This window comes from Paenibacillus radicis (ex Xue et al. 2023), from assembly GCF_024722015.1.
In the GTDB taxonomy this organism is placed as follows: Bacteria; Bacillota; Bacilli; order Paenibacillales; family NBRC-103111; genus Paenibacillus_S.
Window position 1 is genome coordinate 72,953 of record NZ_JANQBD010000022.1, and the last position, 16,743, is coordinate 89,695.

At 46.4% G+C, this 16,743-nt stretch carries 18 protein-coding genes; 7 read left to right on the top strand and 11 right to left on the bottom strand.

Features of this window, described 5'->3' with window-relative positions; translation table 11 throughout:
• Positions 1 to 20: 20 nt before the first annotated feature.
• The 5 genes from NV381_RS26630 to NV381_RS26650 form a co-directional block, all read right to left on the bottom strand.
• Complete coding sequence (locus tag NV381_RS26630; RefSeq protein ID WP_258216339.1) at positions 21 to 773, bottom strand: ABC transporter permease; 753 nt, start codon at positions 771 to 773, stop codon at positions 21 to 23.
• Positions 766 to 1,686: an ABC transporter ATP-binding protein gene (locus NV381_RS26635; RefSeq protein ID WP_258216340.1), complete on the bottom strand. Its 921-nt coding sequence runs from the start codon at positions 1,684 to 1,686 to the stop codon at positions 766 to 768. Before NV381_RS26635 ends, NV381_RS26630 begins: the two co-directional genes overlap by 8 nt.
• A gap of 186 nt (positions 1,687 to 1,872) precedes the next feature.
• Positions 1,873 to 2,802: a sensor histidine kinase gene (locus tag NV381_RS26640; protein ID WP_258216341.1), complete on the bottom strand. Its 930-nt coding sequence runs from the start codon at positions 2,800 to 2,802 to the stop codon at positions 1,873 to 1,875.
• On the bottom strand, positions 2,802 to 3,518 hold the full coding sequence (locus tag NV381_RS26645; protein WP_419182306.1) for a response regulator transcription factor: 717 nt from the start codon (positions 3,516 to 3,518) through the stop codon (positions 2,802 to 2,804). Before NV381_RS26645 ends, NV381_RS26640 begins: the two co-directional genes overlap by 1 nt.
• Positions 3,519 to 3,694: 176 nt before the next feature.
• A complete protein-coding gene (locus tag NV381_RS26650) occupies positions 3,695 to 3,973 on the bottom strand; it encodes a hypothetical protein (RefSeq protein ID WP_258216342.1) in 279 nt (92 codons plus the stop codon).
• Positions 3,974 to 4,100: 127 nt separating this feature from the next.
• Between NV381_RS26650 and NV381_RS26655 the strand changes: the two genes are divergently transcribed.
• The 6 genes from NV381_RS26655 (at position 4,101) to NV381_RS26680 (ending at position 9,937) form a co-directional block, all read left to right on the top strand.
• Complete coding sequence (locus NV381_RS26655; RefSeq protein WP_258216343.1) at positions 4,101 to 5,054, top strand: TRM11 family SAM-dependent methyltransferase; 954 nt, start codon at positions 4,101 to 4,103, stop codon at positions 5,052 to 5,054.
• A gap of 34 nt (positions 5,055 to 5,088) precedes the next feature.
• Positions 5,089 to 5,892, top strand: a complete 804-nt coding sequence (locus tag NV381_RS26660; RefSeq protein WP_258216344.1) for an AraC family transcriptional regulator — start codon at positions 5,089 to 5,091, stop codon at positions 5,890 to 5,892.
• A 100-nt stretch (positions 5,893 to 5,992) separates the two neighbouring features.
• On the top strand, positions 5,993 to 6,970 hold the full coding sequence (locus tag NV381_RS26665) for an ABC transporter substrate-binding protein (RefSeq protein WP_258216345.1): 978 nt from the start codon (positions 5,993 to 5,995) through the stop codon (positions 6,968 to 6,970).
• A gap of 2 nt (positions 6,971 to 6,972) precedes the next feature.
• Positions 6,973 to 7,998: a FecCD family ABC transporter permease gene (locus tag NV381_RS26670; RefSeq protein WP_258216346.1), complete on the top strand. Its 1,026-nt coding sequence runs from the start codon at positions 6,973 to 6,975 to the stop codon at positions 7,996 to 7,998.
• Positions 7,995 to 8,978 carry a FecCD family ABC transporter permease gene (locus NV381_RS26675; protein ID WP_258216347.1) on the top strand — a complete coding sequence of 328 codons (984 nt, stop codon included), beginning with the start codon at positions 7,995 to 7,997 and terminating at the stop codon, positions 8,976 to 8,978. The genes NV381_RS26670 and NV381_RS26675 overlap by 4 nt, the downstream gene beginning before the upstream one ends.
• 98 nt (positions 8,979 to 9,076) lie before the next feature.
• Complete coding sequence (locus NV381_RS26680; protein WP_258216348.1) at positions 9,077 to 9,937, top strand: AraC family transcriptional regulator; 861 nt, start codon at positions 9,077 to 9,079, stop codon at positions 9,935 to 9,937.
• 110 nt (positions 9,938 to 10,047) lie between these two features.
• Here NV381_RS26680 and NV381_RS26685 read toward each other — a convergent pair whose 3' ends face one another.
• The 6 genes from NV381_RS26685 to NV381_RS26710 all read right to left on the bottom strand — a co-directional run bounded on the left by NV381_RS26685 (position 10,048) and on the right by NV381_RS26710 (position 15,887).
• Complete coding sequence (locus NV381_RS26685; RefSeq protein WP_258216349.1) at positions 10,048 to 10,887, bottom strand: carbohydrate ABC transporter permease; 840 nt, start codon at positions 10,885 to 10,887, stop codon at positions 10,048 to 10,050.
• A gap of 15 nt (positions 10,888 to 10,902) precedes the next feature.
• Positions 10,903 to 11,799 carry a carbohydrate ABC transporter permease gene (locus NV381_RS26690; RefSeq protein ID WP_258216350.1) on the bottom strand — a complete coding sequence of 299 codons (897 nt, stop codon included), beginning with the start codon at positions 11,797 to 11,799 and terminating at the stop codon, positions 10,903 to 10,905.
• Positions 11,800 to 11,884: 85 nt separating this feature from the next.
• Positions 11,885 to 13,201 (bottom strand): ABC transporter substrate-binding protein, encoded by a 1,317-nt coding sequence (locus tag NV381_RS26695; RefSeq protein ID WP_258216351.1) that lies wholly within the window; start codon positions 13,199 to 13,201, stop codon positions 11,885 to 11,887.
• Positions 13,198 to 14,145 (bottom strand): ribokinase, encoded by a 948-nt coding sequence (rbsK, locus tag NV381_RS26700; protein ID WP_258216352.1) that lies wholly within the window; start codon positions 14,143 to 14,145, stop codon positions 13,198 to 13,200. Before rbsK ends, NV381_RS26695 begins: the two co-directional genes overlap by 4 nt.
• Before the next feature lie 27 nt (positions 14,146 to 14,172).
• Positions 14,173 to 14,649 (bottom strand): RpiB/LacA/LacB family sugar-phosphate isomerase, encoded by a 477-nt coding sequence (locus NV381_RS26705; protein ID WP_258216353.1) that lies wholly within the window; start codon positions 14,647 to 14,649, stop codon positions 14,173 to 14,175.
• 176 nt (positions 14,650 to 14,825) lie between these two features.
• On the bottom strand, positions 14,826 to 15,887 hold the full coding sequence (locus NV381_RS26710; RefSeq protein WP_258216354.1) for a LacI family DNA-binding transcriptional regulator: 1,062 nt from the start codon (positions 15,885 to 15,887) through the stop codon (positions 14,826 to 14,828).
• 235 nt (positions 15,888 to 16,122) lie between these two features.
• Between NV381_RS26710 and NV381_RS26715 the strand changes: the two genes are divergently transcribed.
• Positions 16,123 to 16,743 (top strand): TetR/AcrR family transcriptional regulator, encoded by a 621-nt coding sequence (locus tag NV381_RS26715; RefSeq protein WP_258216355.1) that lies wholly within the window; start codon positions 16,123 to 16,125, stop codon positions 16,741 to 16,743.

The following is a 16,743-nucleotide window of genomic DNA, read 5'->3' on the forward strand; positions in this document are numbered from 1 at the left end:
ACCGGCAGGTCGGATATCTATCAAGAACCGCTGTGAACCTCCGACTTCGTGTAATAGAGCGCATTGAATATGAAAAATAATATGAAGGTTATGCCATTAGGATATACAGCGTGAAGAACCTCCATATTCACATTGGATTTGATACTATCCAGTAAATGTATGATCATAGAACCAAATGGAAGATAGCTAACAAAAGTAACCCGTTCCGGGATATGGTCTTCGACCCCTTGAATCGCCATCATATTGACCAGGATGGCGATAATCCCTAGCACGACCGGAGGGATGAAGCTTTTGCCAACGATCCCTGCTGTCATCGTAATCGGGATTAGCAGAGCTTGCAGCGCAAACATCCATAAGTACGCATCGGTATACTTCCAGAATAATTCTCCCGTAATCGGCTGGTCGCCAATTAAGCTGCCAGATAACCAGATCAACACATAATTAAGTACAAATATAGTAACCGTTAGACCTAATATAACGATCATCTTCCCAATCAAAATCGTAACGCGGCGGTGAGGATATACGAAAAGCTGATTAACCGTGTTATCACTATATTCCCGGACAACTACATAACCTGCGAGCATCGCTAACAGCATGGGCCCTATCATTACGTTGAGAAATAGAAGATTGTTATTCAAAAGGTTAATCCAATTCATAGACTTGAATTCCCCGAATGTCGTTATGAGCACCGGCAGGACAGCACCGATGATCGTTAACCAAATGATGTTGGACCGTTTTAATTTCAACCATTCAGCATATAGAACATTAAGCACTCCGATCACCTCCCGTCAAGCTAAGGAAGTACTCTTCCAATGTTTCGCGCAGCATCGTAATTTCCATCACATCGATGCCGTTTCCAACCAGCATTCGATTAATCATGGCCGATTCCGACAGCTGTTCGAACACCCTTACAATCCCCGGCTCGGGAACAGAGTAATCGTGGATGTCCAGCTTCTGCTCCAGCAGCATGGCCGCTTGGCGATCATTGCTTACCTTGAACTCCACACAATGTCTGTTCCTCATCTGTAAAACTTGTTGTTCAATTTCCTCAACCAATTTTCCATTATGAATAATGCCTAGCACCGTAGCCATCTGCTGAACCTCGCTTAAAATATGACTCGATACCAGAACAGAAATATTTCGCTTCGACGCCAATTCAATTATTAAATTACGCACCTCTTTTATTCCTACCGGGTCCAACCCATTCGTAGGCTCATCGAGAATAAGCAGCTCCGGATGGTGCAATAGGGCACGGGCTATTCCAAGACGCTGTTTCATCCCGAGCGAGAAGCTTTTCACTCTCTTATTGCGGGCATCCAGCAGGCCTGCTTGTTCTAGTGCTTCTTCGATGCTTTCCTTGTTCCCCATCCCCATCATTCGTCTGTGAATGTCCAAGTTCTCTACGGCCGTCAGATTCGGATAAAATCCGGGTATTTCGATCATCGAACCGATCCGTTCAAAAACAGCTCTGCTGCTGGACTCCAATTTCTGCCCGAACAGCTCGATTTGGCCTGATGTGGGTTGGATGAGTCCCATAATCATTCGAATCGTCGTCGTTTTACCGGCTCCGTTCTGACCGAGGAACCCATAGATTTCTCCCTTTTTCAAAGAGATGTTCATATCGTCCACCGCCTTATGATCCCTATACGTCTTCGTAAGAGCGGTAGTTTTCAAAATATATTCCACTTGCCACCAACCTCCTGAAAGTTTGTTGTGCCCTACTCCCATGGGCCGTATTGGAAGAACACTGGCTTAGGGGAGCATACGCATTGTTTTTGCAAAGCAAAAACGACTTCATAAGCATTCGCTCTGGTTGGATTTTATTATATAAAACAGGATTTACATCGAATTGAACTGTTTCTTACATTTTTCTTAAGCTGTCTTGGGCAAGCAAAAGGAGAAGCAGGTCTTTTCATCAGGGATGCTGTGGACATGAATTTCCCCTTGTTGTTTATCAACTAATTTTTTGACAATCGTCAGTCCTAATCCATTCCCTTGCTGCACGGCATCTCTGGACGCTTTACCGGTATATAAACGTTCGAATATATGAGGCAGATCAACCTCTGAAATCCCCTTGCCGCGATCCCATACATCAACCCATATACGTTCTCCTTCTTCCCGGATTTGAATACCAATCATCCCTCCAGCTGTGCCGTAACGAAGTGAATTGGACAATAAATTGTTCATGATCCGCTCTATACTTTGTCCGTTCCCCCAGACATAAACAGGACGTTCAGGAAACTGCAGCTGCGGTGTGATCTGCGCATGCCGAAACTGTTGATAGAAAGAGAGAACCGCTTCTTGCATTTTATCGAGTAAGTTAATTTTTTCAGATTCCAATGGGCCATCATCAGCTTCCAGCTTGGACAGCTCGAAGAAATCCCGAATTAGAGCATCGAGCTTATGGCCTTTATTGCTAATAATTTGGAAGTAATGCTGCCGAGTAGCTTCTGGCAGAGTGTTATCCTGCTGCATGACTTCCACATACCCCAGCATAGCTGTCAACGGTGTTCGCAAATCGTGGGAAAGATGCGTAATTATTTTTTTGCGTTCACTTTCCAGTAAATTGACCTTCTCCATGCTTTGCTGGAAATCATCGATAAGCCGGTTCATACTGCCGCCAAGGTCGTTCAAAATGGGTTGTGTCGTATGGATTCGAATTCTTTGATTGAGGGCACCCTTACTTATTTCGTGAATACGGGCGGTCACTAGCATTAATTGCCTTTTGAGATGCCATTGCCGAATGACAAGCAGGCTGCATACAACGAATAAAAGGATTGAAGTCAGGACGTACACCGCCATTAGTGCTCAACCTCCCCGAGCTTGTACCCGATTCCCCACACCGTTTGGATATACTCCGGCTCGGAAGGGTCCAGCTCAATTTTCGTACGAAGCCGGCGGATATGCACCATGACGGTATTCTCATCGGACATATTGTCATCCTCTTTCCATACCGCTCGAAAAATTTGCGACTTCGTGAAAACCCGTGAGGGATTGGAAAGAAACAGCTTTAAAATCTCAAATTCTTTGGCTGTCAGCATTTTTTTGCCGGTTCGGGAAGTAACTTCATAGGTATACAAATTAATCCCAAGCTCGCCATGGGTTATCACAGAGGAGGGATTGTCTTGCGGATTGTTGTTGAAGTAAGTGTACCGCCGCAGCATCGCCTTGACTCTCGCAGATAACTCCCCCAGCCCGAAGGGCTTGGTTACATAATCGTCTGCACCAAGCCCAAGACCAATGATTTTATCCACCTCTTCCCCTTTAGCAGACAAGATCAGCACAGGGATGTTTTGAATGCTGCGTACACGGCGAAGAACTTCATAACCATCGATTATAGGGATCATTAGATCCAAAATGAGGAGTTGGAATTCAGTTTGTGTTATATGGCTAAGTGCTTCTTCCCCGTTATAAGCGGACGTCGTTTGATAGCCCTCCTTCTGTAAATAGGCAGCTAGCAGTTCGTGAATTTCCCGGTCATCTTCAACAATGAGTATTTTGGAAGTTATAGTGCTCACTCCTTAGAGATATTGCTTCATTGTACAAAATAAACCAGGATTTGTAAGCAACAACTTCTAGCTTTCACTCTAGTATCTTTCTATGTCCCGATAGGAAATAGACCCCTTTTTCACATAAAAAAAACGCATAACCCCTTTAGCAGGATCATGCGCCGCCTCATCATTATGGTACCCAATTAATCTATATAACCTGCGAGTCCTTTTTCCATCAAATAATCCATTTCTGCATCAAGAATCAATTCAACTGTCAGCTCGTCCAACTTAACATCGGATCGGCTCACCACATAATCGACCAGCTCGTCACTATCGATATCTACCTCGCCTTTGGCATCCGCTTTTGCATTGTTGATAAATGACTCTTCATGCTTTAAAACAAGCAAAATGCTCTTGGCCTCAACGTTTGTTCGACTTGCTATGTATTGGACAAGCTCCTGCTCATTGATTTGTTCACTCATTCGTATTCATCTCCTAGTTGTGATCATACTGCCATTGTAACATAACTTACCGTTAACGTTTCTTTTGCTTTTTTACACTTTTACGGATATGGTTGATAGATCTGATATGATAAAGGATGAGACAGGATTGGAAAATGATAATCAACTGCCCGCATTTATATATACGTATGCATGTCGTGAGGACGAGCTATCCTTATGTGAATTAGAGACGCGCTCTTTTTTTGGAAAGCAAGCTCAATCCAACCTCTTGAAGAGCACCGTTGAAATAGAGCCTGACCGCAGTCCCTTTATTAAAGAACGGATAGAGGTTCTATACCACGGAGATACCCTGCCGCATATTTTGGAACAAGTATCGCATATACAGCTGCTGGAAGCAACGTTTAAAGTGATTTTCGTCAAAATTAATGATCTAGCTTCGGCCGATAAAATAGAATATGATGAGCGGCGCGCAATTGAGCGAGAGATTGGCAGTTACATTGAAGGGGAAGCCGATATTCATACGCCTGACCAAGTATTTGGCATAGTCGCCTTGGGTGGGCGCTGGTATTTCGGTAACTATGTGAGGAACAAGGCTGTTTGGCTTCATCACATGAAAAAGCCCCGTAATTACTCCATTGCACTTAGTACGCGTGTCGCCAGAGCCGCTGCCAATATTGCCGTGCCCGATCCATTAGGAATCAAAGCGATTGATCCGTGCTGCGGAATAGGAACCGTGCTGGTAGAGGCACTTTCCATGGGGATTGACATCGTAGGTCGCGATATTAACCCTTTTATAGCCAGCGGGGCGCGGGAGAACATCGCTCACTTCGGATTTGAAGGCAATGTCACTTTGGGCGCCATCTCCGATATTACGGCAAGCTACGATGTAGCCATTGTCGATATGCCCTACAATTTATTTTCTACAACTACTCCTCAGGAGCAATTCTCCATACTTCAGCATGCCCGCCGCATTGCAAGCAAAGTCATCGTTATCACCATTGAATCGATTGATGAAATGCTCGCTAACGCCGGACTTACAATTGCAGACCGCTGTGTTGCGAAAAAAGGGGGATTTTCCAGACAAATTCTCGTTTGTACATGATTACGAAATCTAATCATAAGAGGGCTGCGCGATTATGAACTTTCAACAACTCGTTGCGATGATTCCAATCCTGGAGCAGGTTGATTCCAGCTGTGTGTCTCAAACCATTGAATGTCCCGCTGACTGCCACGTCCTGATCGTTGTCCTACGCGGGCATATTACCATTTCGGCGAAGGAGCAAGCGCCACTTGTTTTTACACAGGGCTTTGCCTGCCACCCCCAGTATGGTCCCTTCGTCATCCAGGTACCCCGAACGAAAGAAGCCGAGTATGTCGTCATCACCTATCGTATTCTTCCTGAGGATAGCATCTGGACGCTGCATGGCCCGCTCCGTACCGTCAGCGAAGTAAAAATTAAATACATGCTGGACGAGCTCATCCGTACCATTCACGAGATCCATACCCATTCACCGGAGGAAGAAGCAGCCCAGCAATTCAGAAAACGTCTGATACTGGAAAGAATCCTGTTTATTTATATATACGAAACGCACATGAGACAAGAGGATAAATCCTCTGCCGTCTCCTTGGAAGAATCCCTCTCTTATATCAATGAGCATTATATGCTGAAGCTCACTCTCCCTATGCTCGCAGAGCGGGCTGGCATGAGTGTCGGCCATTACACAGTACTGTTCAAAAAGCATACCGGCAAAACGATGACCGGTTATTTGCGCAGTCTTCGGATTGATAAAGCGAAGGAGATGTTCCTGCAAACCCGCTTGCCTGCCAAAGAAATTGCGCAAAGAGTCGGTTTCGTGGATTATTTTCATTTTAGCCGGATATTTAAACAGGGGGTAGGATCTTCACCCACTGCATTTCATAAAAACTTGCCAAAAATCTAAAAATATAACATGCCTGATCATAAAATTAGATATGGTCTAATGGGACATTTACGTCTAATATCTAATTGAGAATAATTATTATTATCAGGAGGAAACAATAATGCATCAATGGATCAACCGTACACTATGCTTCTCGCTGCTGCTCGTATTTGCTATAAGCCTTGCCGCATGCGGTCAAACGGCCAATAATCAAGCTCCAGCCAACAACGCTTCGGGTCAACAACAGCCTGCAGCTCCTTCACCAAGCGATGGAAAAATCACTGTTGAAGACGCGGTGGGGACCGTAACACTGGCTAAAAAGCCGGAACGGATCGTCACGATGGATTTCAGCTTCACCGATATGCTTGTAACGCTGGGCGTTCAGCCGATTGGGATTGCTGATGACAGCAGTCCTGATCTATTCATGGATTCTGTAAAAAGTCAGTTGAAAGCTTACACTTCCGTCGGATCCCGCTACGAACCCAGCATTGAATTAATCAGTTCGTTGAAGCCTGATTTAATTATCGTAGATATTAATAAACATAAAAATGCTTTACCCCAATTGAAGGCTATTGCTCCAATTCTCGTCTTGGATGACTTTCAGGCGGATTACAATCAAATGCTAAAAAATTATATGATCACAGCCAAGGCGGTTGGCAAGGAAGAGGAAGGCAAGAAACGCCTTCAGGAGCATCAAACCAAGATGGATGCGGCCAAGCAGAAAATTAAAAGTGCCAATCTGACCGTTCTGCCGGCAGTAGTTAATCCAAAGGGCTTCTTCGGCCACTCCGACCATTCCTACAGCGGCTCTATGCTGAAAATGCTTGGCTTCACAGACCCTTTGAAAAATGATGCGGCCTATCCGCAGCTGACACTGGAGCAGCTTGTGGAAACCAATCCGCAGGCGCTGTTCCTCATGCCGACAGATAAAGTTACGATTGTGAATCAATGGGAAACCAACCCATTATGGAATAAAATCGATGCGGTAGCTAATAAAAAAGTATATACCGTAGAAAGACGTGATTGGTCGCTTTCCCGCGGAATGCTCGGCTCTGAGAAGATCGCCGACGATATCGTGAAGCAGCTGGGAGAAAAGTAATAATGGATAAGAGCGTTCGACTGGAGAAGCAGAACCGTACCTGGTTTCTGCTCTTCCTTTTTTGTCTTTCATCTCTTTTATTAGCCGTCGGTATCCTCTTCAGCCTAAAGTGGGGGCAGGCCCAGGTTTCCTGGCATACCTTGTTCGAAGCTTTAACCTATCAGGCGCAAGAAAAGGTTCATTTGTATATCCAGACGCTTCGTTTGCCGCGCACTTTGGCGGCATGCATCGTTGGGATTCATCTTGCCTTAGCCGGGCTGCTCACACAGCTGACGACGAAGAACCCGCTCTCTTCCCCGCATGTTTTCGGGATTAACGCAGGGGCTTCCTTAGCCGTAGTGTTCGGGCTAGTTGCCATAACCGGGCTATCGCTTCTATCGACGATGCTGTTCGCCTTTGTCGGGGCGGCGGCAGGTGCCCTGCTTGTCTGGTCATTAGCCGGATCAGGAGGGGGAAAGCAGTATGTCCGGCTGGCTTTAGCCGGGATAACGGTCCACTTTCTGCTATCCTCCTTAACGGAAGGACTCATTATACTGAATCAGTATTCGACGGACAGCATGATCTTCTGGCTGGTCGGCTCCGTTAATCAGGCGGGATGGCCGGAAGTTCGGATGATATTGCCCTTCTTTATAGGCGGGCTGCTGCTTCTCGGGTTCATGCTCCCATCGTTCAGGCTGCTTCTGATCGATGATGAGATTGCTGCCGGGTTAGGCCAACGAGTAATGCTTGTCAGAGCTGTAGGCATGCTGCTCGTCATCGTTCTGGCCGGCTCCGCAGTTGCCATATGCGGCCCTATCGCCTTCATTTGTTTGATTGTCCCGCATATCGCCCGAGCACTGGTCGGCAATAGGCTGACAATCCTGGCTCCGCTAACTGCGCTGCTTGGCGGTATATTGCTCGTATATGCCGACCTGCTCAGCCGAGTGATCGCCTTTCCCTTCGAATCACCGGTAGGTATCGTGACTTCAGCTATCGGCGGTCCGTTCTTCATTTATTTGGCCCGCAGAAAAGGAGGGGCAAATCGATGAGAAAAGGCATAGCGCTCGGCGCTGCATTGCTTGTTATGATTGTGTTAGCCGCTGTATCGGTAAGCGTAGGAACCGTATCCGTCCCGTTCCGGGATATCGGGGTAAGCTTGCTGGATGAAAATAGCCCTGCCTATTTCATTGTCCATCAAATTCGTCTGCCGCGAGTTCTCGTTGGGATATTGGCGGGATTCGGTTTAGCCGTTGCCGGTGTCATTCTGCAAAGTATCGTGCGCAACCCGTTGGCAAGCCCTGATGTAATTGGCATCACCAAGGGAGCCGGGTTAGCCGCGGCTGCCGTTATCTTCTTATTTCCCAAAGCTCCCGGCTACATAATTCCAGCCGCCGCTTTCGCAGGCGCCGTTGGAGCCTTCTTTATATTAATGCTGCTCAGCCGGAGGCTGACCTTAAGCCCTGCATCCCTTGCTCTGGTCGGCGTTGCGATGGGCGCGGTTCTGCAAGCCGGCACCCAATACCTGATTGTTACGCATCCGACCAATATTAACATGGCGCTGCTGTGGCTGGCTGGCAGCTTGTGGAGCAGAGGCTGGAATGAGGTGATCTCCCTCCTGCCATGGATTGTCCTGCTCCTTCCACTCGCTTGGGGAAGCTATGCGAAGCTGAATGTTTTCCAGCTTGGGGATGAGTCGAGCATCTCACTCGGGCTGAACATCCTGCGCGAGCGCTTCTGGCTGCTCCTGCTGGCTGTAGCTCTTGCCGGCATCTCCGTGTCGGCGGTCGGAGCCATCGGCTTCATCGGGCTCATCGCGCCTCACATGGCTCGGAGCATCGTTGGCGGCAGGCACCAGTGGCTGATTCCACTGGCCGCGCTCATCGGAGCTGATCTCATGCTTCTTGGCGATTGCCTTGGCCGCATCATCATCATCCCGCGAGAGGTGCCTGTAGGTATTATGACGGCCATTATCGGCGCTCCCTATTTCGTTTATTTATTGCGCAAGGAGCATGCTCGTAAACTCCGATGATCCCTGCTATCCATTAAACCTGTCATAACATAGCATAGATTGACAGGTTTTCACGATAATAAAGTGATAGAATCATCTTAACAAAGGAGGGGACGAGGTTGGAATGGCTTTTGAGGATGAAGGATGCTCTTGAACTGATCGAGCGGAACATGGAAGAACAGCTGGGTATCGAAGAAATAGCCAAAGCAGCGTGTTCATCCCCGTTTCATTTTCAACGAATGTTCCATATGTTGACGGGCATCACAGTAGCTGAGTATATTCGAAAACGCAAATTAACTCTGGCTGCTCAGGAATTAGCCATATCTTCGACAAAAGTACTTGATGTAGCGCTTAAGTATGGCTATGACTCCCCTGAATCCTTCTCCAAAGCCTTCCGTAAAGCGCATGGGATTACACCTTCGGCTGCGCGCGAGCCCGGGGTTAAGCTCAAAGCCTTCCCTCGCATCTCCTTCCATCTATCACTGAAGGGAGATAAGGAAATGGATTACACAATCATAGAGAAAGCTTCTTTCTCAATTATCGGCAAGTCTATTCAAGTATCTACCAGGGACGGAGAAAACCTTCGGAGAATTCCAAAATTTTGGCAAGAGTGCTTCGAGGATGGTACCATTGCTAAACTAAGTTCTATTGGGATGAACGGAAATCTGCTGGGAATCTGCCTGGATATGGAGCATGACAAGGAGCAATTTAGCTATATCATCGCCGTGGAGGGAAAAGCCGGGGCTGAGGCGGACGAGTTTACAACCAGGCACATTTCTGACGCTACTTGGGCGGTGTTTACCTCGAATGGAGCATTACCTGGGGCTATTCAGAAGGTTTGGAAAAAGGTTTTCCAAGAGTGGTTCCCCTCAACAGGCTACGAGCATGCGGGTGGACCGGAGCTGGAAGTATATCCGGCAGGAGACACAACTTCAGAGGATTACCAGTGTGAAGTATGGGTTCCCATTGTAAAGAAATAGAAAGACCACGGCCGACTGCAATCAGTCGGTCTACTTGTGTAACAATGTGGAGCAGAGAAGGCAACAAGTGCAGCCTCTACTGCCCATAAGATGTTCTAAAGCTAAAGAATTTATTTAATACCCGACGTTGCGATACCCTCAACAATATACCTTTGGAAAAATAAAAAGATAAAGAAAACCGGTATAATGGACAGCACGGACATGGCAAAAAGCGAACCCAGCGCCGCCTCTCCGCCTGCATCCGTAAACATCCGAAGAGCAAGTGTAACGGTGTAATTTTTGACGCTGCTGAGGTAAAGCAATTGGCTGAAGAAGTCGTTCCAAGTCCAAATGAATGTAAAAATGGTTGTGGTAACGATGGAAGGGGTCGTCAGCGGCAAAATAATCCGCGTATAAATACTAATTGGCCCGCATCCATCCACGGTTGCCGCTTTATCCAGCTCTCTCGGCAGAGAACGGATAAATTGGATGGTCAGATATACGAAGAAGCCTTCAACAGCAAAAAATTTCGGCACTACAATGGGAAGTATAGTATTAACCCACTCCAATTTATTGAAAATAATGTATTGCGGAACAATCAGCACATGCATCGGAATCATCATCGTCATCAGCATCAGGGCGAACATCAGCTTTTTCCCCTTAAACTCCAGCCGTGCAAAAGCATATGCGGCCAGTGAGCAGGATACGATATTGCCAATAACGGCCAGCGCCACCATAAGCAGAGAATTTGCATAGAAGGTACTGAACGTTGTACCCGATGTACCGGCCCATCCTTTTATATAGTTAGAGAATGTAAGGTTCCTCGGCCAAAGGCTGTTATCTGTAAGTATCGTTTCCGTAGGTTTAAATGAACTGATGATCATCCATAGTACCGGGTACAGCATAATGATAAACCCTGAGATGATGAGTATGTGAAGCAGCGATTTTTGAACACTAGCCTTCATTGCCATTTTTATGTGTCACCCCTAATCCCCGTAATGAATCCATTTTTTCGAAGTCATAAAGATCAGCCCTGTAAAACAAGCGATGATGACGAGAAGTGCCCATGCCATGGCGGAGGCATAACCCATCTGAAAATTACCGAAGCCATTCTGGTACAAGTAAAGTGTATAGAACAAGGTAGAATTGACAGGGCCACCCGTACCGTTACTAATAATGTAAGCCGGCGTAAACGCTTGAAATGAACTGATAATCTGCATGATCGCATTAAACAATACAATTGGGGACAAGATCGGCAATGTAACATGAAAGAATTGTTTCCACTTGCCTGCGCCATCCAGCGAAGATGCTTCATAGTAATCGGGAGGAATTTGCTTAAGTCCTGCTAGAAAGATGACCATCGGCGAACCAAACTGCCAAACCTTCAGAAAAATAATGGACCAGATGGCGTAATCAGGGTTGCCTACCCAGCTCGGCATATCAATACCGACCAAGCCCAAAACTTGATTGACAATGCCATGCTCCCCGAATACCTGCTGCCATAAAATAGCAATAGCCACACTGCCCCCGATCAGAGAAGGGACATAATAAACAGCCCGGTAGAAGCCTAATGCCCGTATCCCCTTGTTCAACAGCAGCGCCAAAAACAGAGCAAAAGCTAACTCCAGCGGTACTGCGACAAGAACGTAAGTAATCGTTACCTTCAGTGCCTGCAAATATTGCGGATCGCTGCCAAACATCGTTACATAGTTTTTTAAGCCAATCCACTTGGGCGAAGATACGAAGTTGTAGTTCGTAAACGAAAGATACAGTGAGCTGAAAATTGGGATTGTATTAAACACCAAAAGTCCGATCAACCAAGGCGCGAGAAAGAGGTATGGGATGAGCCATAACCATCGTTTGCGGTTAGAAAATATCGACATGGCCTGAAATCTCCTCTGTGTAGGGACAAGAGCTCAAGTGTACCTGTTACCTCTCGAACTCTTGTCCTATTAAGTAATAAATGACTTATCGACTCAAAATCTGATTCGCCTGTGCAAAAAACTCATCAACCGCTTGTGGAATAGTCTTCTTGCCGAACGCTATAGCTTCGTTATTGGAAAGCAGCAGCTTCTGAACCGATGTGCTGCCTCCTGGCATGGTCGGATACGGCCTTGTGGAGGGCATCATTTCATTTACGAATGCATATTCCTTCTCTTCAGGCTTGCCCAGCAATGGTTTGATCACCTCTTGCATTTTTTTCGAAGCCTGCGGGCCATGCTCTCCTAAAAAGATTTTGGCTGCATCCGGATCGTTAACAACAAAGTTAATCAGCATAGCTGCTTCCTTCGGATGTGCTGTTTTTTCATACATACCCAGTGAAGCTACGATCAAAGGGATTTTCTTATCGCCCTTCGGATCCATGGGATAGCTAACTATGCCCAGCTCGTCTTTGGCGCTGCCTTGATAGATTTTTAACTGATTGGAGCTTTTGGTAATCATCGCTACCTTGCCGCGCGCAAGCATCGACTGCTCCTGCGTTTTATCTCCTTGCTCGGACTGGATCGCCGGAGGTGGAGTCAGGCCGTCTTTACGCATTTGATCCCAAAACGCAAACCAGTCTGTCAAATCCTTTTTATCGATACCAAGACCGTTCTCAGTAAACACCGACTTGCCTCTTTGCTGTACGAACAGCTCCAGAACTCGGTATACGCCGCCCTCATCCTCGCTTGCCCAAGCTTCTTTGCCTAGCGATTTCTGGAGTGTTTTCGCTGCAGCAACGTATTCGTCCCAATTCCAATTGTTCTTAGGAAGCTCCAGACCCGCTTTTTTGAACATAGCCGTATTATAGATAACTCCATTAATGTTGTGACCGAGGCTGATCGCATACAGCTTATCGTTTACCTTACCGCCGCCTACATCAATAGGATCGAAATCCTTCACATTTAAATCGCCCGATGCCACCAATGGGTCCATATTGAACATCATATTCCGTTTTACAAAGTCAAATTGAAAAAAGCTGCTCGTCTGCATCACATCCGGGGCATTGCCTCCCGCCGCTTGCGTCGTAAATTTCTCCGCATACTGATTCTCCGTCGTAAATTCACGGGAGACTTTGATGTTCGGATTTTTTTGCTCAAACAGGTCGAACAGCTTATTCATCTTGTCATGACGTGCCTGACCACCCCACCAAGCTACACGCAGCTCCACCTTCTTGCCGTTAACTGCCTTGTCCGTGTCCTTGTTCGCATCAGTCCCACTCTTCGTATCGTTGGCGCTGCAAGCAGTTAACCCTAAAGCCAGCATCATGGAAATGACCGGAAAAACGATTTTTTTAGAATTCAATTGACTTCCCCTCCTATGAGTAGATGATCTTGAAAACGGTCTACTTGTGATCTGTAAGGAAACGATGGCTGGGCACCGAACTTGGTAACGGATAATGCCGCTACTTTTTGAGCAAAGGATATGGCTGCCTCCAGCGAGCCACCTTCAGCAAGATAGACGCCGAGCCCTGCGTTGAAGGAATCTCCGGCTCCTGTAGTGTCTACAACTTCAACTGTATGCGCTTTCAGGCGTCCGGCAGATCCCCCCTCCGAGTATGCAACCCCTTCGCCCCCAAGCGTCATAACGACGTTTTGGACGCCTTTATTTCGGAGAAAAGAAATAATAGCCTCTTCACGGATATCTCCTTCCGCCTGCCCTGTGACAATAATCCTTCCTTCCGTTTCATTCGGTGTCAGGATATCGATTTGCTTAAGAAGAACCTCTGATAGCTGTCTTGCCGGGGCGGGATTCAAAATAACGGTAACCTGATGCTTCTTTGCCATTGCAACAGCCTCCTCGACTACCTCCAATGGAATTTCCAGTTGGATTAAGACCAGGTCTGCCTCACGAATGATCGTCTCAGCTTGCTTAACATGGGCAATTGTCATTGTATCATTGGCTCCAGGGGAAACTACGATGCTGTTCTCGCCCCTTTCACTAACTGTAATCATAGCCACTCCGCTGGAAGCATCCGGTACTGTTGTTACATAATCGGTATTAATATTTCCGACACGCAAATGTTCTCTAAGCTCTCGGCCAAACCCATCATCACCGATACAGCCAACCATATGCACCTGTGCCCCAAGCCGGCTTGCAGCCACAGCCTGGTTTGCCCCTTTACCGCCGGGCATTGCAGTAAACTTACCGCCTATTATCGTCTCCCCTTCAAGCGCAACTCTCGGAGCCACGACGACAAGATCCATATTCAGACTTCCGATCACCACAATTTTCACTTTTTGTACCAAGTTAACCCTCCCATGAAACCGAGCATCTTATTCGGATGCCGCGGCCTGATTCAGCAATACACTCTGACGTTCCATCTCATGCAGCTTCTCAACTCTGCGCCGGAATTCCTCTTCCGTACTGAATTCAGCCTTCAAGAAGCTCTCGAGCAACTCTACTACTAATACAGGACCTATAATTTGAGCGCCAACGCACATCACATTGACATCATCATGCTCCACACATTGATGAGCGGAATAAATATCATGACACACGGAAGCGCGAATCCCCGGAATTTTGTTAGCAGCAATACACGCCCCCACACCGGTTCCGCATACCATAACGGCACGCTCCACCTGGCCCGACAACACGGCTGCACTTACTGTACGGGTAATATCAGGGAAATCGACAGGGCTGTCGTCATACGAACCAAAATCTATTACTTCATGACCCATTTTCTCTAAAGCCGCTATAACTGTTCCCTTCAATGGAAAACCAGCATGATCTCCTCCAACTGCAATTCTCATTCTTTGTTCCTCCCATTTATCTGCATCTATTTTCTATCTAAGCTGTTATACCCATTTCGGTTAACGATTTACTGAACAAACAATTTATGTATCTATTTTTGGTTAATCGATTAAATGAAAGAGTGCAAAAAGCAAGGAGACTCCTATACTTCCAACTTTCTGTTGTCATCACGAAGTTATAAGCTGGATAGGACGTCTCTCAATTGGTTAGTTTCACCCCTGATTTGCTCTTCACCCACACAGCCGCAGGAGCGCCGTATAATCAATGCCGGGTCCATATACATGATTTCCCGCTTCACTTGGCTATCCTTGATCCTGGCCAGCATTAAGCTTGCAGCTTGCACGCCCAGCTGATAAGCAGGCTGCCTTATTGTCGTAATCGGCGGGTCTACAATCTCCGCCCAATCAGGATCGTCATATCCAAGCACGGCAACTTGATCAGGAACGCGAAGGCCCGCTTCCTTCAAATATTTGTACGCCCCTAATGTCATCGAGTTGTTGGAAATAAATACGGCATCCGGCTTGATATCCTGCTCCATCAGTTCTTTCATCTTATCATAGCCGCTCTGGGTGTTGAAAAAACCTTCCTTCACCAACTGATCTGATTCATTGACCCCATAGTCTTCAAGCGCTCTCTTGTATCCAATCAGACGATCTTTACCCGTACTAATCGAAGAAGGTCCTGCAATGATCGCTATTTTAGTGTAGCCGTGTCGAATAAGATGCTCTGTGGCGCAATAAGCTCCTTGTATATTGTTAGTCATGATGACATCGGAGTTCATAAATTCCGGGCACCGATTAAGGAATACCATCGGCACTCCCGTCTTGTCTAGCGAGCGGAAGTAGTCTCCTGTGTTCCCGGCCGATGAGATAATCAATCCGTCTACTCTTTTGCCGATTAGTACTTCGAGATACTTACGTTCCTTCTCCACGGAGGAATCCGTATTGCACAGAAGGATGTTGTAGTTGCTTTTCGCAAGCTCTTCTTCAATTCCACGTACTACAATAGTTAAGAATGGATTGGCAATATCCGAGATCAGCAGCCCGATGATTCTAGACTCCTGCACTCGCAGGCTCTTGGCCACAATGTTAGGCTGATAATTCAACTCTTGTATCGCTGAATGGATCTTGTCCATCACTTCTTCGCTTACATATTTGGTTCGGTTCAGTGCATTAGATACGGTAGCTGTGGAAACTCCAGCCAGCTTAGCTACCTCCTTGAGAGTTGCCCTCTTCAAATTAACGGTTTCACCTCCTTTTAATCGATTAACCAGATTATATATCTAATTTATCAAACCTGTCAATAACATTGTATCCTCTCGCATCATTATTATTTATCAATTCATTCCAGTCTGTTAAGAAATTAAAATTGGAAACAATATCAATTTGCATATTTACAAACCGATGGTCGGTTTATATAATGGAGTTACTGGAAGACACCAAATACAAACAGATACGAAAGAGGACCTCCTTATGAAACGAGAACTGAAAAGAGAGCAAACAACCAAGCTTTTACTGGATACAACTAGAACGTTAATTAGTGAAAAAGGATGCAGCAAAACAACCTTAAGCGACATTATGGAACGTTCAGGACTATCGAAGGGAGCTATATTTCATTATGTTCAGGGAAAGGATGAGCTGCTCGCACTGGTTTTAGAGTCAAGGCTCGCGGAGATTAATGATCGTTTTTTCGATGCTGTAGCTCAGGGGGTTCCACAATTTAAGGGGCCTATGCAAAAGATTACAGAGAGCCTGTCGATACTGGACGATCCCAGCGATGTTACGAATCAAATCCTGATGTACTTGCTCAGTAAAAGTGACCAACCCGCTGTCAGCGAAGTGATTCAACGTTTCTACGAGCAGGCGGTTAATGCTTCGAAGCAATGGATCAAGGCAGGACAGCAGCATGACGTGATACCTGCATCCATAAATGCCGACAAAACAGCCGAATTATTCGTTCTGCTTTCTTATGGGTTTCGCATGCGTGCGGCTACCGCCCCCCAAACTATCTCGTTTGGCATTTCCGACTTCTCCGAATTTATAGTCAACATTTTACAGCCTAACTCTAATTCTAAAAAGGAAAGTGGGGATTAA

Bases quoted from the DNA above. Each gene is read 5' to 3' on its own strand.
- NV381_RS26650 (WP_258216342.1), bottom strand. From the start codon at position 3,973: ATGAGTGAACAAATCAATGAGCAGGAGCTTGTCCAATACATAGCAAGT.
- NV381_RS26690 (WP_258216350.1), bottom strand. From the start codon at position 11,799: ATGTCGATATTTTCTAACCGCAAACGATGGTTATGGCTCATCCCATAC.
- NV381_RS26675 (WP_258216347.1), top strand. From the start codon at position 7,995: ATGAGAAAAGGCATAGCGCTCGGCGCTGCATTGCTTGTTATGATTGTG.
- NV381_RS26670 (WP_258216346.1), top strand. From the start codon at position 6,973: ATGGATAAGAGCGTTCGACTGGAGAAGCAGAACCGTACCTGGTTTCTG.
- NV381_RS26685 (WP_258216349.1), bottom strand. From the start codon at position 10,887: ATGGCAATGAAGGCTAGTGTTCAAAAATCGCTGCTTCACATACTCATC.
- NV381_RS26665 (WP_258216345.1), top strand. From the start codon at position 5,993: ATGCATCAATGGATCAACCGTACACTATGCTTCTCGCTGCTGCTCGTA.
- NV381_RS26715 (WP_258216355.1), top strand. From the start codon at position 16,123: ATGAAACGAGAACTGAAAAGAGAGCAAACAACCAAGCTTTTACTGGAT.
- NV381_RS26640 (WP_258216341.1), bottom strand. From the start codon at position 2,802: ATGGCGGTGTACGTCCTGACTTCAATCCTTTTATTCGTTGTATGCAGC.
- NV381_RS26705 (WP_258216353.1), bottom strand. From the start codon at position 14,649: ATGAGAATTGCAGTTGGAGGAGATCATGCTGGTTTTCCATTGAAGGGA.
- NV381_RS26660 (WP_258216344.1), top strand. From the start codon at position 5,089: ATGAACTTTCAACAACTCGTTGCGATGATTCCAATCCTGGAGCAGGTT.